We start from the raw sequence: 23,879 nt of genomic DNA on the forward strand, positions 1-23,879 counted from the left end.
TAATTTATTCAGGAGATAAATAACCATGTCTGAATCATTTCAGAACGAGATACCCCGCGCACGCGTAAATATAAAACTGGATTTGGTCACGGGTGGTGCCCGGAAGAAAGTTGAGCTGCCGCTGAAGCTGCTGAGTGTCGGCGATTACAGCAATGGCAGGGCGGAAGGGACCCTTTCAGAACGCGAAAAAATCAACATCAATAAAAATAACTTCAACAGCGTTCTCGCTGATCTTCATCCCGAAGTGAATATCGCCGTTAAAAATACCCTGGCGAACGATGGCTCTGAAGAAAACGTGAAGCTGGCTTTTCAGAATATGAAAGATTTTGAGCCAGAAGCGGTGGCACGCCAAATTCCACAACTTCGTGCAATGCTCGCCATGCGTAATTTACTGCGGGATTTGAAATCCAATCTTCTGGATAACGTCACTTTCAGGAAAGAACTGGAAACTATTTTAAAGGACCCGGCGCTCACTGATGAACTGCGCCGCGAACTGAACGCGCTTGCCCCGGCCCAGGATTAACTACCGGAACCTGTTAACGGAATAATAACGAGTAAAATGCTTATGTCAGTCAATAATGAATCCCAGAGTCAGACAGGCGGCGCGACAATTGAAAAGACGCTGCCGCAGAATGGCGTTTATGCGTCCCTGTTCAACAAAATTAATTTAACACCGGTTGCTGAAATTGGTGACCTGAATGGTTTTGAAGACAATACCGTAATGGCGGAAACGTCCGCTGATGCGCGCGTTACGGCAGCCGTCCAGGTCTTTATGCAGTGCCTGCAGAAGTCTGGCCAGAAAGTCGAGAAACTCGATAAGACATTACTGGATCACCACATCGCGGAACTGGATTTCCAGATTAGCCGCCAGCTTGATGAAGTGATGCACAGCGATGAGTTCCAGAAAGTTGAATCCGTATGGCGCGGACTGAAGTCGCTGGTGGATAAGACTGATTTTCGTCAGAACGTTAAAATCGAGATTCTGGATCTTTCCAAAAACGAACTGCGTCAGGATTTCGAGGACTCGCCGGAAATTATCCAGAGTGGCCTGTACCGTCAGACGTACACGATGGAGTACGACACGCCCGGCGGCGAACCGATTGCTGCGGTGATTTCCGCGTATGAGTTTGATGCGTCTGCGCAGGACGTGGCGCTGATGCGTAATATTTCAAAAGTGTCTGCGGCTGCCCACATGCCGTTTATTGGCTCCGCGGGTCCGGCGTTCTTTATGAAGTCCTCAATGGAAGAAGTGGCGGCCATCAAAGACATCGGCAACTACTTTGACCGCGCCGAGTACATCAAATGGAAAAGCTTCCGCGAGACGGATGACTCCCGCTATCTCGGCCTGGTGATGCCGCGCGTGCTGGGTCGCCTGCCGTACGGACCTGACACCGTCCCGGTACGCAGCTTCAACTACGTTGAGCAGGTCAAAGGCCCGGACCACGACAAATACCTGTGGACCAACGCCTCGTTCGCCTTTGCGGCCAACATGGTGAAGAGCTTCATTAACAACGGCTGGTGCGTGCAAATTCGTGGCCCGCAGGCGGGTGGTGCGGTTCAGGATCTGCCGATCCACCTGTACGATCTCGGCACCGGCAATCAGGTGAAAATCCCGTCTGAGGTGATGATCCCGGAAACCCGCGAGTTTGAGTTCGCGAATCTCGGCTTTATCCCGCTGTCGTACTACAAGAACCGTGACTACGCGTGCTTCTTCTCGGCGAACTCGACCCAGAAGCCCGCGCTGTACGACACCGCTGATGCGACCGCCAACAGCCGTATCAACGCGCGCCTGCCGTACATCTTCCTGCTGTCGCGTATCGCCCACTACCTGAAGCTTATCCAGCGCGAAAACATCGGGACCACCAAAGACCGTCGCCTGCTGGAGCTGGAGCTCAACACCTGGGTGCGCACTCTGGTGACGGAAATGACCGATCCAGGAGACGAGCTGCAGGCCTCTCACCCGCTGCGTGACGCGAAAGTGGTGGTGGAAGACATCGAAGACAACCCGGGCTTCTTCCGCGTGAAGTTGTACGCCGTGCCGCACTTCCAGGTGGAAGGGATGGATGTCAACCTGTCGCTGGTTTCCCGGATGCCGAAGGCTAAAGCATAAGGCGGCAGGGATGAAAATTTACCGCCCACTCTGGGAGGATGGGGCCGTTCTGGCCCCGCAACAGTTCCAGCAGCAGGCCCGCTGGAACGCCTATATTGCCGACACCGTTGCCGGGATGGGGATTTCCCACCCCTGGGGTGTGGTTGCGGCAGAATTTGATGATGCGGCGCTCGCACTCTCGCGCCTGAATGCCACCCGTCTGGTGGTCCGTTTTCAGGACGGCACGATTGTTGATACCGAGCTGGCAGATAACCTTCCTCCGGTCTGTGATTTATCCGCTGCAAACGGCAGTGAAGCCGTTGATGTCGTGGCGGCACTGCCGCTGCTGAGCGCGAATGGCGGAAATCTGGATAACGGGCAGGACAGCGAACGCCCGCGCCGCTGGAAAGCCGAGCGTGTGGTGGTGCAGGAGCTTGCCGGGCATGAAAGTGGTGAAGTGGCCGTGCTGCGTCATGCCATCACGCTGCGCCTGTCCACGCAGGAAAACAGTGCTTACCTGACCTGTCCGGTGGCCCGTCTGGTGCCTAATGTGCAGGGGCAGTGGAGCCGTGATCCGTCCTTTATCCCGCCGATGCTCTCGGTTGCGGCAAACCCGGTGCTTGTGACCGAACTGGGCGATTTGCTGGTTCGCCTGCAGGCACGACGCAAGCGTCTGATGGCGATGCGGCGTGAAAGCAACGAGCGTCTTGCAGATTTTGCTGTGGCCGATGTTTCCCTGTTCTGGCTGCTCAATGCCCTGAACAGCGCCGAGCCTGTGCTGACCGAACTGCTGCAGACCCCGGGACGTCACCCTGAGTTGATCTACCGCGAGCTGACCCGTCTTGCGGGCAGCCTGCTGACGTTTTCACTTGAGCACGATGCCGGGGACATTCCCGTTTACCGGCATGATGCGCCTGAACGTGTATTCCCGCCATTACTGACGCTGCTGGATAAACTGCTGGAAGCCAGTCTTCCCTCCCGGGTTATCAGTATTCAACTGGAGCATGTCGATCAGATCTGGAAAGGCCCGCTGCATGATGCCCGCCTGCGCGAAGGGGCCGACTTCTACCTCTCCGTACGCGCTTCCATGCCGAACCACGAACTGCAGACGAAATTCCCGCAGCTGTGTAAAGCCGGCAGTTTTGAGGATGTCTCGGATGTGGTGAACGTGGCGCTGAGCGGCATGGTTATCAAACCACTCAGCCATGTTCCGGCGGCGATCCCTCTGCGCCTTGAAAACCAGTACTTCTCTCTGGACCTGAGTACCGATGCGGCGAGGGCGATGCTAGAAGCGGAAAGCTGTACCTTCTACACCCCGCGCTCGCTGGGGGATGTGAAACTTGAACTCTTTGCGGTGCTGCGCACATGAATACATCCAGTCTCAGTCAGACAGAACGTATTTTCTACCCGGGCTGGCTGATGGCCAGCCAGTTACGGGGTGGACAGGAAGTCCGGGACGGGGAGGGACTCTATCGCCGGGCCTGCAGTCTGGTTCAGGAGGCCCGCAGTGCACTGACGGACGCCGGTTTCAGTGATCTCAGCCGCGACCATATGGTGTATGCCCTGTGCGCCCTGCTTGATGAAAGCGTGTTGAACAGGGGAACGACCGATGAGGGTTACCTGACCTGGCGCCGGGACCCACTTCAGGCCCGTTTCTTCGGTACCCTGAATGCGGGTGAGGAGCTGTGGGAACGTATCCGCAACCTGCTGAAAGAGCCTGCACCGGACACGGCGGTGCTGACCTGCATGTACCGCACCCTGCAGCTGGGGTTTGTTGGCCAGTACCGGGCGCAGGATGATGAGCGCCGTGAAGACGTGGTACGTGCGCTGGGCGAGCGGGTGCCTGCCTTTGCGCTTTCGCAGGATGCGCCGGTTGTCGTCAGGGCACCCCACCTGCGCAGCGGCCGCCAGCTGTACTGGTTGTCCTGGATTATCGGTGCAGCGGCGCTGGCAGCACTGTGGTTCGTCCTCTCTTCCTCTCTCACCGAACTGGTGAGCCAGACGATCAGGCCGGGGTAAGCCATGCGTGATGTTTACCGGAGTCTGTTAACCGCGTTGGCGGGCGTACTGGCGCTGTGGCTTGTCCTCGGTTTCTGGCCTCTGTCGGCCGGGAGTCGCGTGGCGCTCAGCCTGCTGGTCATTCTGGTGTGCGGGGGAATGCTGTGGCGTCATCACCGTACATCCCGGATGCAGGCGCAGGCGTGCAGGGATATTGCGGACGAGAGTCTGCCCCCGGAAGATTTTCAGGGCGCAGTCATTCTGACGTGCGGCGATAACCGCGCGCTTTTCGCTGAGGGTACTCCGTACCGTGAGACCCGTCAGGGATGGTATTTGCGCGTGAAGAATGCTGAGCAGTTGCCCTTGTTTGCGCAGCACCTGAGTCTGGTGCGCCCGGCGCTGGTTTCGCAAATCTCCGTCATGCTGGCGGTGGTACCTGAGCATCACACCTCTTGTGATGATTTTACCCAGTCCCTGCGGAGCTGGCAGCGTGCTGTCGTACAGTGCCGTGCGGCATTCGGCACGATCCCCCCTCTGTGGAGTGTGACCTGGATATCACCGCTAGCAGCCTGCGCAGGCGCAGAGCCCGTCTGGTTTATCACGGGAAGGCAACGGGCCGGTGTTCAGGTATATCAGCCAGGGCTGGGTAATCTGTCGCTGGCAGACTGGATCCGTGAAACGGCTGCGGGTGAGCGACTTTCCCGCCTGAGCCTGGGGTTGTGGTTTGACAGTGGGCTCGTCTGGCTGGACCGCGCTGTCACCAGTTTGCTGTCGGTGCGTCAGGGGGAACTACCGGTCCTGAAACTCTGTGTACAGGGGCTGTGTATGGTGCCGGTGAACAGTGTTGCCGGCAATCTCTGGCAACAGCACATCGCCTCCGTTACCGCCCTGCCGCCGGATGCGGCTGAGTGTGGTGAGCCTTTGCCGTTGCCTGAACACCTGTTGTCGGGGCTGCCGCGCCGTCGGGGCGTCAGCCGCCGGATGGTGTTCTGGCGTTACGTCGGATTACTGGGCGGGATTTTCCTCGCGCTGGCCATGCTGGCGTCCTGGATGAACAACCAGCGCCTGATCCGTAATGTCGGCGACCATCTTGCCCTGTACCACCACCTCACCGGTACACCGGTGGCGCCGAAACTGCGGGCACAGCAGCGGCTGCGGGCCGACGGCGCATTGCTGGACGACTGGCTGCGTCGGGGTGAACCCCTGCGTTACCGCCTCGGGTTGTATCAGGGGCTGCGTCTGGTGCCTCCTTTAGAGGCTGCCATCAATGACTGGGCGCCACCGCCCCCGGTTATCAAAAAGATTGTCCAGGGACCGGAGACTGTACGCCTCGACAGCATGTCGCTGTTCGATACCGGCAGATACGACCTTAAACCTGGCTCGACGAAGCTGCTGGTGAACTCCCTGGTGGGCATCAAAGCGAAGCCAGGCTGGCTGATTGTGGTGGCGGGGCATACCGACAGTACCGGCGATGAACAGGCCAACCAGGCGCTGTCGCTGAAGCGTGCGGAGTCCGTGCGCAACTGGATGCGTGATACCGGCGACGTGCCGGAAAGCTGTTTTGCGGTGCAGGGCTATGGCGAAAGCCGTCCTGTCGCCTCTAACGACACGGCACAAGGGCGTGCCCTTAACCGCCGTGTCGAAATCAGTCTGGTACCGCAGGCCAGTGCCTGTCAGATACCCGGCAAAAACCCGGTGCCATCGCAGGATGATGGCGTCCCAGAAAATAAAACGGAGTAATTAACATGGCAATTCCTGTTTATCTTTGGCTGAAAGACGACGGCGGCGCGGACATTAAAGGGTCTGTGGACGTTCAGGACCGCGAAGGCAGTATCGAGGTGGTGGCACAGGAGCACAACCTGTACATCCCGACCGATAACAACACCGGCAAGCTGACCGGCACGCGTATCCACACGCCATTCCTGTTCACCAAGGAAATCGACTCCTCCAGCCCGTATCTGTACAAGGCAGTGACCACCGGTCAGACCCTTAAGTCTGCTGAATTCAAGTGGTACAAAATCAACGACGCGGGTCAGGAAGTGGAGTACTTCAACACCAAACTTGAGAACGTGAAAGTGGTGAAAGTGAATCCTGAAATGTACGACATCAAGGATCCTTCCAAAGAGAAACACAACCATCTTGAGCGCGTGGAGCTGCGCTACGAAAAAATCACCTGGACCTACAAGGACGGCAACATCATTCATTCCGACTCCTGGAACGAACGCGCCACCGCGTAATCCTGATGCGGGCAGGGCTTTCCTGTCCGCAGTTTTTTGCTGAGCGCCTGAGACGCAGCCGCTCAGCAAAGAAAAACACATTCTGCCTGCCTGACCTTATGCGCTTTGGTGAACAGCGAGGGGCGGTAGCGTGTCCAGGAACCGACAAAGAGAGAATCTCATGGAAAATCCAGCCATCCTGTTACGTCGTCTGAACCCTTACTGTGCCCGCGCGATGGAAGGCGCCGCTTCTCTGTGCCAGACCCGCGCCCACGCGGAAATCCTGCCTGAACACTGGCTGCTGAAACTGCTGGAGCAGGGCGAGGGTGACCTGACGGTGCTGGCCCGTCGTTACGAGTGGGATATGGACAGCCTGTGGCAGGATTTGCTTGGCTGGCTGGACAAACAACCTCGCTCGGTACGCCACCGACCTCAACTCTCCGGGAACATCCGGACGCTGATGCAGGACGCCTGGATGATTGCCTCGCTCAGTGGTGAAGAGCAGATCCGCAGTGTTCACCTGCTGATGGCGCTGGTTGAAAAACAGAGTCTGGTCCGCTGCGACGGTCTGTGGCCGCTGCTGACGCTGGGCCGGAGTCAGCTGGAGCGCCTGCGTCTGTTACTGGACGCGCAGTCCGACGAACGCCCGGACGTGCAGCAGGAGGCGGAACTGGCCAGTGTCGGGGACGTGGAGTTTGTCGGCCGTCCTGCCGGTGCAGAACCGGAAGAGGGCGGGCTGAATCCGGCGCTGCAGAACGCCCTGGATAAATTCACCCTCGATGTCACCGCCCGCGCCCGCGAGGGTAAAATCGACCCGGTGTTTGGTCGTGACAATGAAATCCGTCAGATGGTTGATATCCTGTCGCGCCGCCGCAAGAACAACCCGATTCTGGTCGGCGAGCCGGGAGTCGGCAAGACGGCACTTGTGGAAGGGCTGGCGCTGCGCATTGCGGAAGGCAACGTCCCGGACGCGCTGAAACCCGTCTCCGTGCGTACCCTCGACCTCGGCCTGTTGCAGGCGGGGGCGGGCGTGAAGGGGGAGTTCGAACAGCGGCTGAAGAACATTATTGAGGCGGTACAGCAGTCCCCGCTGCCGGTGCTGCTGTTTATTGACGAGGCCCACACCATCATTGGCGCGGGTAACCAGGCGGGAGGGGCCGATGCGGCCAACCTGCTGAAACCGGCGCTGGCCCGCGGGGAACTGCGCACCATCGCCGCCACCACCTGGAGCGAGTACAAGCAGTACTTCGAGCGCGACGCCGCGCTGGAGCGCCGCTTCCAGATGGTCAAAGTGGACGAGCCGGACGACGACACGGCGTGTCTGATGCTCAGGGGCCTGAAATCCCGCTACGCTGAGCACCATGGGGTGCACATTAGTGACGATGCGGTGCGCGCCGCCGTCACGCTCTCCCGCCGCTACCTGACCGGCCGCCAGCTGCCGGATAAGGCGGTGGACCTGTTGGACACCGCCTCCGCCCGCATCCGCATGAGTCTTGATACGGTGCCGGAGCCACTGACCCGCCTGAAGGCGCAGCTCACTGCCCTGGATATGGAGAAGCGGGCGCTGCTGGAAGATACCGCCCTGGGCAAAAGCAACCACGGCGAACGCCTTGCCGCCATCGAACAGGACGAAGTCCGTATTATCCTGCAGCTTGACCAGCTGGAAACTCAGTACGGCCAGGAGCTGAATCTGACGGAAGCGCTTCTTACCTGCCGCAAAGATATCTCCCGCCAGGCAGAAACGACGGATTTGCAGAAGCAGCTCACGGCTGTTCAGCAGCACACCCCGCTGCTGGGCCTGGATGTGGACGTCCGCACCGTTGCCACGGTGATTGCTGACTGGACCGGTGTGCCGCTTTCTTCGCTGATGAAGGATGAGCAGACGGGACTGCTGAGTCTCGAAGCGAGCCTGGGCAGGCGTGTGGTGGGTCAGGACGCGGCGCTGAACGCCATCGCACAGCGCCTGCGCGCCAGTAAAACGGGCCTGGCGCCGGAGAACGGTCCGCAGGGCGTGTTCCTGCTGACCGGGCCGAGCGGCACCGGCAAGACCGAAACCGCGCTGGCGCTGGCAGATGTGCTGTACGGCGGTGAAAAATCGCTGATTACCATTAACCTCTCCGAATACCAGGAGCCGCACACCGTATCCCAGCTGAAGGGCTCGCCGCCGGGGTATGTCGGTTACGGCCAGGGCGGCATCCTCACCGAAGCGGTGCGCAAACGCCCGTACAGCGTAGTCCTGCTCGACGAAGTGGAGAAGGCGCACCGGGACGTGATGAACCTGTTCTACCAGGTCTTTGATCGCGGCTTTATGCGCGACGGTGAAGGCCGGGAAATCGACTTCCGCAACACCGTTATCCTGATGACCTCGAACCTCGGCAGCGACCACATCATGCAACTGCTGGACGAACAGCCGGAGGCGACTGAATCCGACCTGCATAAACGGCTGCGCCCGCTGCTGCGCGACCACTTCCAGCCCGCGCTGCTGGCCCGCTTCCAGACGGTGATTTACCGGCCGCTCAGCGAGGCCGCCATGCGCACCATCGTGGAAATGAAGCTCGGGCAGGTGAGCCGGCGCCTGCACCGACACTACGGGCTGACCACGCAGGTTGATGAGAGCCTGTATGACGCGCTGACGGCGGCCTGCCTGCTGCCGGATACCGGTGCGCGCAACGTCGACAGCCTGCTGAACCAGCAGATCCTGCCGGTACTGAGCCAGCAGTTGTTAATCCATATGGCGGCGAAGCAAAAACCACACTCTTTGATGCTCGGATGGGATGAGGGAGAGGGCATTGTGATGGAGTTTACTCATGACTGAGAAAAAAAAGGATAAGGAGAATTTAAAGGAAGACGGTCTCAGATTGCTGACGACGGGGGAAATAAAACTGGCACAGTCGGTATTTGCGTCTACTATCGAGTATCCAAAAGTCTGGATCCATAAAGCCAGTTATCTTCCTTTTAACCTGCAAAATGAAAATACGGCGATGACACCGAACGGTGAGCTCTATTTTCGGAACCAGTACCATGATGACTTTTCGCAGTCGACCGATGATATGCAGCATCTGTTTATTCATGAAATGAGCCATGTCTGGCAACGGACGAAAGGAATGAATGTCATTGGCAGGGGCCTGGTAAGCTGGTTGGTCAGCTATCGTTATACCCTTGATGGTCGCCTGTTAAGTGAATATCCCATGGAACAACAGGCGCAGATTATTGCGGATGATTTTACGCTACAAACACAGGGATATAAGGTGTGGCATCGATTGTGGGGAGGTAAAAACCCAACAATCACGCTTGATGGCGATACGACTGAGTCAGTAATACGTAAACGATACAAAATTGTATTACGAGGGTTCCCATGGTAAAAGTACCTGGTTTTAGTCTATTTTTTCCTGTTGTACTTTCTGGCATGTGCCTGTTGATATTAACGGGATGCCCAGGACCGGGTGACAGGTTTATCCCCAATGAAACAACCTCTGTTAGCAAACAGGGGGAAAACGTCTGTTTTAGCATTGCCGATGCCCAGGACTATCAGCCCGCTGATATAGGAATAAACCCACGTGGGACACCCTCGAAGGAAAAAGATTTTAATTTTTCCCCTGGCCTGACCATCGCTGATGGAAAATTATGTATCCCTCCTTCTTTTTATCACTTCCCTGATGAGGGACAGTTTGTTGTTGAATATTTATTAATATCAAAAAAATATGATGATGCGCCACGGAAATTTGTTGTCGGTGTCGGGGTGGGACATGGGAAAGTTTATAATTTTCCCTTAACGGATCGTGAAATTGCAAGGCCTTATGGTTCGATTCAGGTTTCCGAATAGTAAGGGTGAATGCCACTCACTTGTAATTTTATAAAACACGTTAATATTTTTTTAAACTGGTTAATTCCCATCGGTATCGATGCGAAATATTTGATGAGCAATGTTAAAATAACTGTATTACAGATTAAAGCTCTCGTAAATTTTATCAGGGCTTGATTTGTAATCATTATTTCCGTACTCACTGAGTACTCCCCCTGATTAAAACTGTGCTTTGCCTGTAGGCATATAAAGAGTTATGGATAACAGGGTGTTTCAGGAGCCAATCATCATGAGTCTGACAGATACGCTGAATAAAACATTATCCGCCGTTACGGATGCGGGGTTGAATCGCTATCGCCTGGATATTCCTTCATGTACCTCATCACTGGATGTGGAAGAGTTCAGCGGTAAAGAATTTTTGAGTGAGTTGTATTACTACAACGTTCGCTTCACGAGTAGCGATTTGAACATTGATGCCACGCAGTTGTTGAATAAACCGGCCACGCTAACCATGGGGACGGGGCCACTGATGGCGCTGACAGGACAGAAGGTTGTCCATGGCGTGGTCACGCATTTTAAGCGCATCAGTGGCTCACGTGACCAGGCTACCTATCAGATTATTATTGAACCGTTTCTGGCGCTGCTGGGTAACCAGTTCCGCACCCACCGCTTTTTCGTCAACAAATCGGTCCCGGAAGTGGTGGCAGAAGTCCTTCAGGAGCATGGTCTCAGGGGCTGGGAGTATGAGTTCACCCTCAGGGCCGACTATCCGAAACGCGAGCAGATTAACCAGTACCAGGAAAACGACCTTGGTTTTATTGAACGCCTGCTGGCCGAGGTGGGGATTTTTTACTTCTTTACCCTGCAGCCCGACACCCTGACAGAAGTGGTGCATTTTGCGGACAAGCAGAGTGCCTGGACGTTCGGTAAAAAACTGCCGCTGAACAGCCCGTCAGGGGCGAATGACAACGGCGCTGATTCGGTGTGGGGGGTGAATGTCCGGCATAACGTGGTGGCGCGCTCGGTGACGGCCAGCGACTATAACCACCGTGAAGCGCAGAACATCCTGACCTCGGTGTCGGCGGACATGACCCGCGGTGACGGCGAGGGAAACACCTACGGCGATGTGTACCATTACCGTCCGCGCCACCTTGAGCGTGGCGACAAGATAAACCCGGCGGTGGAAACCGGCAATTTCTGGGCGCGTCTGGAGCATGAGCGTTTTCTGTCGAACCAGACCACCATAACCGGCAGCAGCACCGACCACACCCTCGGCCCGGCGCAGGTGCTGACCATCAGCGAAACAGCCATACCCCCGACGCTGCCCCGGGAAACGGAAAACGGAGTCGTGATTATCAGCGCAGGCTACACCGCCAGCCGCAGGAACGCGCTGAAGGTGGACTGGGTGGCCATGCCGTATTACGAGAACCGCTGCTGGCGCCCGGAGGCGAAAAAACGCCCGGTGGTGAGTGGGACGCTGATGGCCCGCGTCACCAGCGCCAGGGACAACGACATCTACGCCTGGCAGGATGCATCGGGCATGTACCGGGTGAAATTTGATGCCGACCGCGACGACAAGCGTCAGGGCATGGAAAGTATGCCGGTGCGCTTCGCCAAACCCTATGGCGGTGATAAATACGGCTTCCACTTCCCGCTGATACAGGGCACTGAAGTTGCCATTGCGTTCCACGAAGGGGACCCGGACCGACCGTATATCGCCCACGCTCTGCACGACTCCCGCCACGTTGACCACGTCACTGAAGCCAACAGCACGCGCAATGTTATCCGCACAGCCGGCCTGAACAAGCTGCGGATGGAGGACAAGCGTGGTGAGGAGCATATCAAGCTCAGCACGGAGTACGGGGGCAAGACGCAGCTTAATTTAGGGCACAATGTTGACGCTTCCAGGAAACTTCGCGGCGAAGGCGCTGAACTTCGTACTGACCGACATGTTTCCATTCGGGGAGGGGCCGGGGTGTTTATCACAGCCGATAAACAAGCACTGGCTGGGGACAAGATGCTCTCTATGAAAGAGGCTATTGCCCAGCTTGAAAATGCTCTGACGATAGCAAAAAGTTTGTCATCTGCTGCTGAAGGGGCTGAAGCTCTACCAGCAGATACTGCAAGTCAGCATACACTCAACGCAGCTCTCAAAGAACTGGTTAAACCAGGGATCATGTTGAATGCCCCGGATGGTGTGAGCATCACCAGCCCGCAGGCGGTGCGGGTAGCTTCCGGTACTGCCAGCGTAGGAATTATGTCCCAACAGAATACTGATATCAGCGCGCTGAAGCGTTTTACGGTGGCGGCGGGTGAAGCTGTGAGCATGCTGGCCCGAAAGGCCGGGATGAAGCTGTTTGCGGCTAAGGGAAAGGTGGAAATCCAGGCACAGGATGATGCGATGGAGGCTATTGCGAAGAAAGACGTCACGGTGACCAGTTTAGAAGGCAAAGTGGTAATCATGGGTGCAACAGAACTGGTCGTTAACTGTGACGGTGCATTTATGAAACTCGCTGGTGGGAATATGGAACTCGGTGCACCGGGCAATATTTTACTGAAGTGTGCCAATGTCCAGAAAATGGGAAGCGCGGACTATGACGCCCCTAAACCTGAACTTCCACAAGGGTATAGTGAGCGTTTTGTTGCACAAGATAAAGAGTCTGGGGACAAACTGGCAAACACGCGATACCGGATCACCACTGCCGATGGTGCTGTTTATGAAGGGCGCACTGACAGTGAAGGTAAAACGGCTGAAATATTCGGTGCGGCAAAAAGCAAAATCAGTATTGAACTGCTCGGTGGCTAATTCAGGGACTTAGAAAATGACTAAAGGTACACAGCAAAGTAGTCTGGATAACGTGAGTAAAAACACTGTCGTCAACGGAGAGCACGGGCCCCAGGTTTATTTTCACCCTGGTAGCGCAACATTACTCTGCGTAGACGCCAGAGATAACCGCTTACTCATACAGGAACAGCTGAAAATGACCGCGCTGCTGGAAGAGCAGAAAAAAGCGCAGACTGCTCTGGATGAACTCAATTATGAGATGCTGACTCAGGCAGGTAAAAAACCACAACGTGCTTATGACAGTAAACTTCAGGGTGCCTATCAACAACTCAATGAGGCAAATGAAAAATTAAAGGCTGAGCTGAAAGCGTTGACCGCAAATGTTCCTGAGGGTGAACTGCTAGATGAAAATTCTAAAGAGTCGGCTATCGGCCTTATGGAGTTGATTCCCCTTCAGAAGACTGCCGGATTTAAAAGTACCTATGTCCGCTCCGATAAAATTCGCAGCCACTGGCGGAAGTACAAACTCAGTGAAGTGGATAAGAAAAGTGGTGAAGCCAGCTTCATTAAATATGAAAATAAAGAAGTCACAGGTATTGATGCGGACGGTAATGAAACCAAAAAAACAGTCAGGTCAGGGAAAATAGATACCGAAGAGCTTAAGAAACAATTAAAAGAAGCCTCGGTCAGTCTTAAGTTTGAAGATGAACTGTTAGAAGACAGTAACGTTGTTCTGACTGACTGGGCGAAAAAAATGAATAAAGGGCTCACCTGGCCCAAAGAAAATGACAAGCCTGATGATGAATCAACTTATCATCAGTACGTCGACATCAGTGCACAGGCTCAACTGATGCGCTACAGCCAGGGAGCCGGGCTGTCTGCAGAATTTAACCCTCTAGAAAAGAAAGCTTCCGCGAAGATGGAAGGCCATGCAAGTTTTGCCCTGGGAGAGGCAAAGGCGTCCGCTGAACTATTTATTCCCGATCGACTTGGTATAGCGTTGTTGTTTCCTGCCAGAGCCTCTGCGGATGCTGTGGGGAATGTCTGTAATATGGGGGCTATTCGTTACACGATCAATGCGGTTTTGTCCGGCAATGCCGGAGCAAGCCTGGGGATTGAGCTGGGTGTGGAAGCTGATTTTAGTGGCGAAATGGGTAAGGGCTACGGAATTAAGGGAAGCCCGGCGCGACTGACGCCTCCGCCACCTCCTGGCCAGAGGCAGATTAATCTGACCCTTCCCCAGCCAGATGTTCAGGCTGGGGGAGAAATAGGCGCTTTTGCGGGCGTTCAGGCAGGCGGCAATGTCAGCGGGGCTATTGAATGGTTTGATCCGCATCCTGATGACGACAAGCAAATTGCTCACGATAGTAATAAGCAAATTGTTGCCAAAGAGAAAAAATTCACAGCAATTGCCAAACTGTCTCTTGGAGTAACTGCTCAGGCCGGGGCTGGTGGATCTGCCGTTTTCTACGTGACATATATTAACAGCCGCTTCAGAATTTATTGTAAGGCAGCACTTTGCTGGGGTGTTGGTGCCAAAGGGTCTTTAGGCTTTGAAGTTGACGGTAATTCATTTGCGGCATTTATGAAAAGTTTTATGTATATGCTCAGAAATGTTGACTACCAGAAGCTTGAGGACATGATGCAACCAGGCTCATTTCAGTCACTGTGCGCTATACCAATAATATTAGCTGCGGAGAAGATTCAAGTTGGTGCTGATATGTTTAATCATCTGAATAGTGACATTCGTGGGATTTTAAGACAATTCACCCAGGCTCTTGATAACGAAGATAAACGCGTGGCTCTAATGAATAGCATTATTGCTAATCCAGACCAGTTGAAATATACACCACCAGAAACAAAAGGATCTATAATATCGCAGTTAATGGATGTAAATGCATTGGATATGATAGACCACAGAAATCAAAAAAAAGATACAAGAAAATGGGGGGTGATGCAGTTAAGGAAAACAGCAATAATGTATTGCTTCAAATGGGTGCAGAGTAAAGCGGATTATAATAATGTGATGCAACATATGACAGCTATACCGGCAGAAGGAAAGGGTAGTGCAGAAGTTAATGAAAAGGCATTGTTTCACTTCTTAGGGACGACTGAGTTTGAATTTATGGGGGATTTCTCCACCCAATATGAACGAAACTTACATACACTTTATGAAAGACTTCCTGACACAGTTGATCCTGATGAGCCCTTTAAACCAATTCCTCACGACGAAATGAAACAATATATCGCCTTGATAAATGACAATCACAACTCTAATACACAAATGGCATAAGGCAGGCTGTAATGAAAAATAGAAATGCAAAAAAAATATTGTTCTTACTTATTTTTACAATGGTTGCCTGTGATAGCTCATCAAAGAATGTAGAATTAGCTAATAAACTTGTTGATAAATCAATTGCAAGTATGGTGAGTGTTAAAGGTGGTGATTTTCTAATGGGAGACTTTGGTCCGCTGATCGGGGAAAAATTACCTATTAGTATTCAACAAGATGATAAAGTACTTCATAAGGTTGTTCTTAGCAGTTTTATGATCTCGAAATATAAGGTCACAAATGCTGACTATAAAACATATCTGGATGTGACAGGTACCCCTCCCCCCCCTGTTGATATTCTTGCTAAAGGCTCTCCGTTGCTTCTGAGTGACAATTATTCTGCAAGTGTTACTTGGCAGCGAGCAAAGGATTATTGCCTATGGCTAGGGGAGCTGTCAGGAAAAAAATTCGATTTACCGACAGAAGCTCAATGGGAGTATGCCGCGCGCTCAGAAGGGAAGTACTTACCCTTTGCAACTGATAATGGAAAAATAGAACGGGGTAGGAATCATCCAACATATGATGAATTGCAGCAATATACAGGCGGGTTCTATCTTCCTATATACCCAATTGGTAAATACCCCCCCAATCCGTTAGGCCTTTATGATATGGGTTTAAGTGGAAAAGAATGGACGAATGACTGGTATGCATCAGATTATTATTCGCATTCTCCGGTTAAAGATCCACAGGGACCAACTAAAGGTGAGAGGAAAGTTCAGCGCGGAGCTGTAGGTGGGGATGACCAATATGCGTTAACGATTTTCAGACAATCTTCACCACCTAATCCGAAACCAGAAGAAGATGTATATAATTATAACGTTGGTGTGTTTCGCTGCGTAGTTAACAATTAGCTTAAAATTAGTAAGGATTTATCTATGCGCTTAACTATTTCTAAAATTATTCTTGTTTTTTGTTCGTTGCTATCTTCATTAAGTGCTCTTGCGAGTAGTCAGCATTATCTAGTTGAAGACATTAAGAACTTCAATCTGTACTTGTGGAACGGTTCAGATGTTAAAGAACGAATGCTAATTGGATACAATTTGTCAGGCGGCATGGACTTCAATGCTACTACCGGGATTATCTGTGGCGGGGTGGGTGGGGCAAGTAGTTATTTATGGGGTGCAAATGTTAAGTCTGGTGTTAAGAAGATGCTATTTCCATCGAGAGATGTGTACTCCAGTGTTGCTCCCATAAACAATGTTATTGTTTCTTCAAATGATGGTCATTGTGTCTTTACCGACGGGGTAAATATTTTCTCTTACAGTATGAATAATTCCGTGTCCAAGGTTAATTTTTCCGGTGCAAAACTCGATGCATCAGAAAAACCTCGGCGAGTTTTATTAACGATAAAAACAATATAACCATTGCCCTTTTTGAAAAGCATTTCTCTCTTTTATCAAAGGTCGTGGATAAAAATGAGTTAAAAGGTGTTCACTTCCCCAAAGCATTAAATATTCACTTAAATCACTTGGCGATTTTGCTTCCCTTTCTGATAAGGGAGATACTTTATATACCAGTGCATCTATCGAAGATAGGGATGGGTATGGGGTCTCTGCGATATTATCAATTAATGCACGAAGTGGAATTGTGAATAAAATTTTGTTGCCGTATTTAAGTGGTGTTAAATATAAAGTAAAACAAGTTTATGTTTTGAAGATGAACGTAAAATAGCAATGTTAATTGAGGGGCGATCAAAGCCTGCTTGGTATGTTTTTACTACGAATGCTGTATCGGAGAATAATATTGACAATGGCAGTTAGAACTACAAACTACTTTTTAACAAATACGATGCAGGGTTGGAAGTTGTACAATATCCTGCCGGTGATGAGTACTTTTATTCAGTAACTACTGATAAAGGCGATTTAATAAAAATAAATCTCTCTGGTGATTTTAACATCACCTCCTTCGATGTTAAAGGTGAAATGAATCGTGCTGTTACGGTATCGCATGGTGATGCTTCATATCCTTTTGTAGAACCGAAATTATCTAGTCCGAAGAAAGGCAGTGCCGTAAAAGTGTTGGGTGATTTTATGATTTGCAAGGATTTAAATAATTCCCCGGATGAAAAGAACTGTGGTTCGGCAAGAAGTGGCGTTGATGCCGTTGTGCAGGAAATAAGAATTATTGAATCTCAGTAATTTGTGAAAATATCGCCAGAGAAAGATCCGAATCTGGTTTTCTGGACGATTATTGAAAACGTACAGCCAGTCAATCGATTATTTATTTATAGCAAAAGGAAAATTGTTATGTCCAAAGGCTTCGTATTACTCGGTGATAAAACTACCCATGGTGGTCAGGTTATATCTGCTTCATCCACCATGATAGTTAATGGTAAAAAGGTTGCACTGATTGGGGATAAAGTTAGCTGCCCAATAATTGGTCATGGCATCAACTCAATTATTGAAGGTTCGCCTGAATGGTCCTCAGACGGTAAAGCGATTGCTGTGGATGGTTGCCGCTGTGAATGTGGTTGTCAGCTGATATCCAGCGCACCGGATTGTGTAATAGGATAATTAATGAGCTGGGAGCGTGAGAAATCAACGGTATCCGGGAAGCCTGAAGAACCTTCTTTTGTTCTGTGGCTTATATTGGGGCTTACTGCGGTTGTAGGGAGTGTGATGCTGTTCGTCCTGCATGCTAACAAGCTTTCGGGACCTTTACAGGAATTCAATCGTTGGGCCGTAACCGCAAGTCCAATAGTTATCTGGTTTTTCTTCCTTTGCCTGCGGGGTTGGCTCTATAACAGTGCGTTTGAAAAGTACGAATTCGAGGCTAATGAAGCTAATTATGCCCAGCAACAATGGACTGAATGGGCCGGGCGCAACATTGCTGTGCTGCATAGCAGTGTCATTTTTCCGGATGCTTTGACGCCATATCGTTTTTTGCAGGCATCTGCTGAGCAGATGCAGCACACAACATTGACGCGGCATTTACATTACCCAGCTGCCGAAAGCTGCTTCTCGCAACTACTTGAATGTGCTGGTGATGCCCTGGCTAAGGTTCCATCGGATTTACCCCTTAGCGTCACGTTGTTGACAGATTCGCAGACTGATGTCCTGACACTTCAGGACGAATTTGCAAAGGTCTGGCAGGACTCAGTTCCTTTGCGCCCTGTCCCTGTTTTGAATATACAGACCGCAAAGACCTTTATCTGGCTGGAAGAACGGATCAAATCGCCAACGCTGGATGTAGATCTTATTCTGGTACATCAGATTCAGGGGGAAGGACAATATAGCGATGTTCTGGTCGCGCTTCTGCTGACATCAGATGATGTTGCCACTAAATATCAACTTACACATGATGCCTGCCTGCTACGGCCAATGTCGTTAGATATGAGGGGTATAGATAAATCACTGGATACGTTTTTCTCAACACAGACTCAGGCCTGTGCCACAGAAAATATCATCGGCGATCAGGCTGGTTGGGGCGATTTATTTCCGGACCTGCTTGAAGTGGCGGCTAAGCATGCGGGGTCCTGGAAGCCTGAACAGCTCCACTGGCTGGAGCAATATGCTGGACTCAGCGGCCCCTTTTCCCCTTGGATAATGAGCGCTGTGGTCAGTGATATTGTGAATATCCAGAAAGCAGATTGTCTGATGCTTTCTACCGATGGCGACCAGAAATTTATTAATACAGTGCAAACAGGGAACCGAAATAATGACAACAGGTAATTCGTCATGGCGGGGAGGCTGGGGTAGATTGGGATTCTCTTCCCTCATTGCAGGGGGAATTGCCGGGTTAATCTGGAACTTTGGCGATCAGGTTGGGCTGCGCACTACGTTTCTGAAGAGTCTGGCATTTGCCGGTGTTTTGTTTTTGTTAATGATGCTTCGTCATGGTAAAACAATTGGCCTTGCCATCAAGCAGGGCTGGCATCGCTTTCAGGCAAAGCGTAAAAATGTCCTGCCTGCCGATGAAGGTCGTGTTAAACAGACCGCACCACGCAACGTCACCGTCGACACCATCCGTGCAGCCATGCGTAACCTCTATGGCCGTCGCTGGGGACGCAAAACGCGCATCCTGCTGATAACCGGCACCACCACAGACGTTGAAATACTCACCCCCAGCCTCACCACCCAGCTCTGGCAGGAAGATCGCGGGACATTGCTGCTGTGGGGCGGTGACCTCAATACCCCAGTCGACAGCGCCTGGCTGACCGCGCTGCGCAAACTGCGCCTCCGTCCGGTGGATGGCCTGGTATGGGTCACCTCGGCCTTTGACCAGCTTTCAGCGCCGGGTCTGGAACGACCACTACCGGTGCCTTCTGAAAGCACCATGGATTTCCTGTCTCATGCCATCAGCAACCGCATGGATGCGCTGGGCTGGAAACTCCCCCTATATGTCTGGTCCCTGCATCCGCGCGCCGGTAAGCCGGAAGGCCGCATCGTGCAGGCGACAGGCTGCCTGCTGCCTGCAGGGTGCAGTCCTGAAGGGCTGGCTGAACAACTCGCAGCGCTGACGCCGGCTCTGACCTCACAAGGCCTGCAGCAGACCTGTAATGAGGTGAAACACAACTTCTTACTGACGCTTGCCGACCAGCTCATTCACGAACCGGAGAGCGTAACCGCGCCATTGTCGGTGATGCTCAATCCGTACCGCCCGCTGCCGCTGGCCGGCGTGGTGTTCAGTCAGCCTTCTGCCGGCGCTGAGCGTGACGTGCAACATCACTGGGGCATGGACAGGCGCTGGGATGTCCTGCCTGAAACTGTCCGGATGCTGCCTGCCGCGTTGCGTCCCGTTAAGCCTGGCATTCCGTGGCGCAGGGTGATGGTGTCTGTTGCTGTGCTGACGATGGCGGGTTGGGCGATGTGGATGGGTATCGCGTATGTGACCAACCGCAGCCAGATTAAGGCCGCGAATGCCCAGGCCGCGCTGGCTTTACGGCAAAATCAGCCGCCGGAGCAGCGTCTGCACGCCCTGGCTGAACTCCAGAAAACCCTTGCTCGCCTGCAGTACCGTTCAGAGCACGGCGTGCCGTGGTATGAGCAGGCCGGGCTGAGCCAGAACAAGGCGCTGCTGGCGGCACTCTGGCCACGCTACCAGGACAGCGCCTTGCCGCTGCTGCGTGATGCCGCCGCGGTTCACCTGCAGACCCGGCTTAATGCCTTTAATGCGCTGCCGCCGGATAGTCCACTGCGCGAGCAGAGGGCAAAAACGGCCTATGACCAGCTGAAACTTTACCTGATGCTGGCGCGTCCTGAGCATATGGATGCGGCCTGGTTCAGTACAGCACTGCTTCAGTCCTGGCCGACGCGTGACGGCGTGAAAAACAGTATCTGGCAGGGCATGGCTCCGTCGCTGCTGTCGTTCTTTGGCGCGCAGGTTGTCACGCATCCGGAGTGGAAGCTCCGTGCCGATGAGAACATGATCAGTCAGGCGCGGTCGCTGCTGGTTCGCCTGATGGGCGTGCGTAACAGTGAATCGACGCTGTACCAGAAAATGCTCTCTCAGGTGGCGCATCTCTATGTGGATATGCGTCTCGAAGACATGACCGGCGATACCGATGCCGCCCGCCTGTTCAGCACCACGGAAATCGTACCCGGTATGTTTACCCGCCAGGCCTGGGAGCAGGCGGTGCAGCCTGCTATTGAAAAAGTGGTGAAGGCGCGTCGCGACGAGCTCGACTGGGTGTTGACTGACAGCAAACGTCCGGTCAGTCAGCAGGATGAAATCTCTCCGGAAGCACTTAAAAATCGCCTGACGGCGCGTTATTTTGCCGATTTTGGGGGTGCATGGCTGGAATTTCTCAACAGCCTGCGCTGGAACCCGGCAGCCACACTGTCGGACTCCATTGACCAACTGACCCTGATGGCCGACGTGCGTCAGTCGCCTCTGGTGGCGCTGATGAACACCCTGAACGTGCAGGGACGTACCGGACAGACCGGCGAGGCGATTTCCGATTCACTGGTGAAATCAGCCAAAAACCTGCTGGGTGGTGACGATAAGGACGCGATTGACCAGAGCGCTGGCGTCCATGGTCCGCTGGATGCGACCTTTGGCCCGGTACTGGCGCTGATGGATAAAAGCCGCACCGGCGAACAGGTGCAGAGCCTGCAGTCATACCTCACCCGGGTGACCCAGGTGCGTCTGCGCCTGCAGCAGGTGACCAATGCCGCCGATCCGCAGGCAATGACCCAGACCATTGCTCAGACGGTTTTCCAGGGCAAAGCTGTCGACCTGACCGAAACCCGCGACTACGGCAGCCTGATTGCCGCCGGCCTGGGGCAGGAGTGGAGCGGTTTTGGCCGCTCGGTATTTGTGACTCCGATGGAGCAGGCCTGGCAGCAGGTGCTGACCCCGGCGGCGGAGAGTCTTAATGCCCAGTGGCAACAGGCGGTGGTGGCTGAGTGGAACAGTGCCTTTGGCGGTCGTTATCCGTTCAACAACGCTACCAGTGATGTTTCTCTGCCGTTGCTGGCGAAATACCTCAATGCGGATTCCGGGCGGATTGCCCAGTTCCTGCAGACGCGCCTCAGGGGTGTGCTGCATAAAGAGGGTAACCACTGGGTGCCGGACAGTATCAACTCCCAGGGGCTGGTGTTTAACCCGGCATTCATTAATGCCGTCAACACCCTGAGCCATATCTCGGATGTGGCCTTCACCGAAGGCAACGCCGGGATGAACTTCGAGCTGCGTCCGGGCACTGCCGATGGCGTGATGCAGACAGACCTGATTATCGATAGCCAGAAACTCACCTACGTGAACCAGATGCCGACGTGGAAGCGTTTTAGCTGGCCTGCGGATACGGAGGCGCCCGGCGCGGTCTTAAGCTGGATAAGCACCCAGGCCGGGACCCGTCAGTATGCTGATATCCCTGGTACCTGGGGCTGGGTACGCCTGCTCGATAAGGCTGTGGTCAGCGCTTACCCGGGGGCCGACAGCAGTTACAGCCTGAGCTGGAAAGCCCAGGATGGTCGCGTGCTCAATTACACCCTGCGTACCGAAGCGGGGGAGGGGCCGCTGGTACTGCTGAAGCTGCGCAACTTCCGCCTGCCGGAGACCATCTTCAGCACAACCGACATGGCCGTGTCAGACCCGGTTATCAGTGATGAAGAGGAGGTTTACTGATGAACATGCTGAACGCCTTACTCAGCGCCTGCCAGGCCGAACAGGTCCCACTGCTTGCCGCCACCCGGGAACGCGTGGCGCAGTGGGAGCGCTGGCTGCAGCCGCTGTCCGGTTCATCGTCCGCTGGTGAAGACCCGGGCTATGATGATGACTTCCAGCAAATTCGCGAGGAAATCAATAAGCTCTCTGGCGCAGACACTGCGCTTATCTGCCAGCATGCAGAAAAGATTTTAACCACCGTTGCGAAAGATATCCGTGTGGCAACCTGGTACTGCTGGGCGAAACTTCACCGGGAAGGCGAAAAGGGGCTGGCCGAAGGACTCGAACTGCTGGCCGGTCTGATAGACCGCTTTGGCGCGCAATTGCATCCCCGGCGGGAGCGCAGCCGTACGGCAGCACTGGAGTGGCTGGCCGGTTCGCGTATGACCGACTCCCTTTCCCTGTACCCGGAAGTGGTCCGGGAAGAAGCGGTACGTACCACCGGGGCGCTGCTGCTGATAGCGCAGCTTACCGAAAACGAGCCGCCTGATCTTAATGCGCTGTATGGTGCGCTGGAAAGTCGTCTGCAGAAGGCTGGCGGGGTGGATGCGGTGGTCCCGCAGAATGCTGGCATCAGTGACATACCTTCCATGGCGAGCCATAGCGATGCCCCGGTTATCGGGCGGATCGCATCCGGCCAGGATCTGTTGGCGCAGGCCCGTACGCTCAGTGAATACCTGCGCGAACAGCCTGACGGCTGGCTGTCAGCGCACCATCTGATGAAAAGCCTGCGGCATGACACCCTGTGGGCCATTCCGGCCCCGGATGCACAGGGCCGTACTCGCATCGAACCGCCACGGGCGGACCAGCGCGCGCTGCTCAAACGCCTCTACCTGCAGCAGAACTGGGCTGAGATGCTGGAAACGGCCGACAGCGCCTTTTCCCGTGGTGCTAATCACCTGTGGCTGGATTTGCAGTGGTATATCCATCAGGCGCTGACGAAATCCGGGCAGGAGACATTGGCCGACATCATCGCCGCTGACCTGAAAGGGCTGCTGACCCGCCTTTCCGGGCTCGAAACGCTGGCCTTCAGCGACGGCACGCCGTTTGCGGATGAGGTGACGCTGAACTGGATCCGGCAGAGCGTGCTGGACACGGCGGACGGGTGGGGTAATGACATGCCTTCCGCGCACGTGTCTAGTGGAAACGATGACATTCTGGCGCTGGAGCCGGAAGCCGTGGCGCTGGCGGACAGCGAGGGCCCGAATGCGGCGCTGGGATGGCTACAGACCCGCCCGGGCATAACCACCGAACGCCAGAAGTGGCTGCTGCGCCTGCTGATGGGGCGTATTGCTGAGCAGTACGGCAAAAATGAGCTGGCGGTACACCTGTTTGCTGAGCTCGGTGAGCGAGCCGGTGACATCACCCTCAGCGACTGGGAGCCTGAGCTGCTGTTTGAAGTCCAGGCCCGGCACCTGAAACTCCTGCGACTGAAAGCGGGTCGCAGTGAGGCAGACAGGGCCCGCCTGACGCCGGTGATGGATAAGTTACTGGCCGGGCTTATTACCGTTGACCCTGCCCGCGCCGCCGTTCTTTGCGGTTAGATCCAC

General features: G+C 54.0%; 18 protein-coding genes. All 18 read left to right on the top strand.

Annotated elements, in window-relative coordinates:
• Positions 1-25: 25 nt before the first annotated feature.
• Positions 26-523 carry a type VI secretion system contractile sheath small subunit gene (gene tssB / locus GM298_RS00545; protein ID WP_045285074.1) on the top strand — a complete coding sequence of 166 codons (498 nt, stop codon included), beginning with the start codon at positions 26-28 and terminating at the stop codon, positions 521-523.
• Between the two features lie 36 nt (positions 524-559).
• The gene (tssC, locus tag GM298_RS00550; protein ID WP_095449087.1) at positions 560-2,110 is read left to right on the top strand and encodes a type VI secretion system contractile sheath large subunit; all 1,551 of its coding nucleotides are present in this window, start codon (positions 560-562) and stop codon (positions 2,108-2,110) included.
• Positions 2,111-2,120: 10 nt separating this feature from the next.
• Positions 2,121-3,458, top strand: a complete 1,338-nt coding sequence (tssK, locus tag GM298_RS00555) for a type VI secretion system baseplate subunit TssK (RefSeq protein WP_266153265.1) — start codon at positions 2,121-2,123, stop codon at positions 3,456-3,458.
• Complete coding sequence (gene tssL / locus GM298_RS00560; protein WP_266153266.1) at positions 3,455-4,108, top strand: type VI secretion system protein TssL, short form; 654 nt, start codon at positions 3,455-3,457, stop codon at positions 4,106-4,108. Before tssK ends, tssL begins: the two co-directional genes overlap by 4 nt.
• A 3-nt stretch (positions 4,109-4,111) precedes the next feature.
• Positions 4,112-5,827: an OmpA family protein gene (locus GM298_RS00565; protein ID WP_266153267.1), complete on the top strand. Its 1,716-nt coding sequence runs from the start codon at positions 4,112-4,114 to the stop codon at positions 5,825-5,827.
• A 5-nt stretch (positions 5,828-5,832) separates the two neighbouring features.
• Positions 5,833-6,324, top strand: a complete 492-nt coding sequence (hcp, locus tag GM298_RS00570; RefSeq protein WP_023325816.1) for a type VI secretion system effector Hcp — start codon at positions 5,833-5,835, stop codon at positions 6,322-6,324.
• Between the two features lie 160 nt (positions 6,325-6,484).
• A complete protein-coding gene (gene tssH, locus GM298_RS00575; protein ID WP_266153268.1) occupies positions 6,485-9,118 on the top strand; it encodes a type VI secretion system ATPase TssH in 2,634 nt (877 codons plus the stop codon).
• Complete coding sequence (locus tag GM298_RS00580; RefSeq protein WP_266153269.1) at positions 9,111-9,665, top strand: type IV secretion protein Rhs; 555 nt, start codon at positions 9,111-9,113, stop codon at positions 9,663-9,665. Before tssH ends, GM298_RS00580 begins: the two co-directional genes overlap by 8 nt.
• Entirely contained in the window at positions 9,659-10,126 is a 468-nt protein-coding gene (locus tag GM298_RS00585) for a putative T6SS immunity periplasmic lipoprotein (RefSeq protein ID WP_231584234.1), read from the top strand. Before GM298_RS00580 ends, GM298_RS00585 begins: the two co-directional genes overlap by 7 nt.
• A 268-nt stretch (positions 10,127-10,394) precedes the next feature.
• The gene (locus GM298_RS00590; RefSeq protein ID WP_266153270.1) at positions 10,395-12,911 is read left to right on the top strand and encodes a type VI secretion system Vgr family protein; all 2,517 of its coding nucleotides are present in this window, start codon (positions 10,395-10,397) and stop codon (positions 12,909-12,911) included.
• A 16-nt stretch (positions 12,912-12,927) separates the two neighbouring features.
• The gene (locus GM298_RS00595; protein WP_266153271.1) at positions 12,928-15,183 is read left to right on the top strand and encodes a hypothetical protein; all 2,256 of its coding nucleotides are present in this window, start codon (positions 12,928-12,930) and stop codon (positions 15,181-15,183) included.
• 59 nt (positions 15,184-15,242) lie between these two features.
• Positions 15,243-16,073, top strand: a complete 831-nt coding sequence (locus GM298_RS00600) for a formylglycine-generating enzyme family protein (protein WP_416347183.1) — start codon at positions 15,243-15,245, stop codon at positions 16,071-16,073.
• Between the two features lie 24 nt (positions 16,074-16,097).
• A complete protein-coding gene (locus GM298_RS00605; RefSeq protein WP_266153274.1) occupies positions 16,098-16,583 on the top strand; it encodes a hypothetical protein in 486 nt (161 codons plus the stop codon).
• Positions 16,584-17,018: 435 nt separating this feature from the next.
• Entirely contained in the window at positions 17,019-17,360 is a 342-nt protein-coding gene (locus GM298_RS00610) for a hypothetical protein (RefSeq protein WP_266153275.1), read from the top strand.
• Positions 17,361-17,468: 108 nt separating this feature from the next.
• Positions 17,469-17,735, top strand: a complete 267-nt coding sequence (locus GM298_RS00615) for a PAAR domain-containing protein (protein ID WP_095440520.1) — start codon at positions 17,469-17,471, stop codon at positions 17,733-17,735.
• 3 nt (positions 17,736-17,738) lie between these two features.
• On the top strand, positions 17,739-18,893 hold the full coding sequence (locus GM298_RS00620; RefSeq protein ID WP_266153276.1) for a hypothetical protein: 1,155 nt from the start codon (positions 17,739-17,741) through the stop codon (positions 18,891-18,893).
• Positions 18,880-22,290 (top strand): ImcF-related family protein, encoded by a 3,411-nt coding sequence (locus GM298_RS00625; RefSeq protein WP_266153277.1) that lies wholly within the window; start codon positions 18,880-18,882, stop codon positions 22,288-22,290. Before GM298_RS00620 ends, GM298_RS00625 begins: the two co-directional genes overlap by 14 nt.
• Positions 22,290-23,873 carry a type VI secretion system protein TssA gene (gene tssA, locus GM298_RS00630; protein WP_266153278.1) on the top strand — a complete coding sequence of 528 codons (1,584 nt, stop codon included), beginning with the start codon at positions 22,290-22,292 and terminating at the stop codon, positions 23,871-23,873. Before GM298_RS00625 ends, tssA begins: the two co-directional genes overlap by 1 nt.
• The last annotated feature ends 6 nt before the right edge of the window (positions 23,874-23,879 follow it).

Origin of the sequence: Enterobacter sp. HSTU-ASh6, assembly GCF_026319105.1 — a bacterium.
In the GTDB taxonomy this organism is placed as follows: Bacteria; Pseudomonadota; Gammaproteobacteria; order Enterobacterales; family Enterobacteriaceae; genus Enterobacter; species Enterobacter sichuanensis.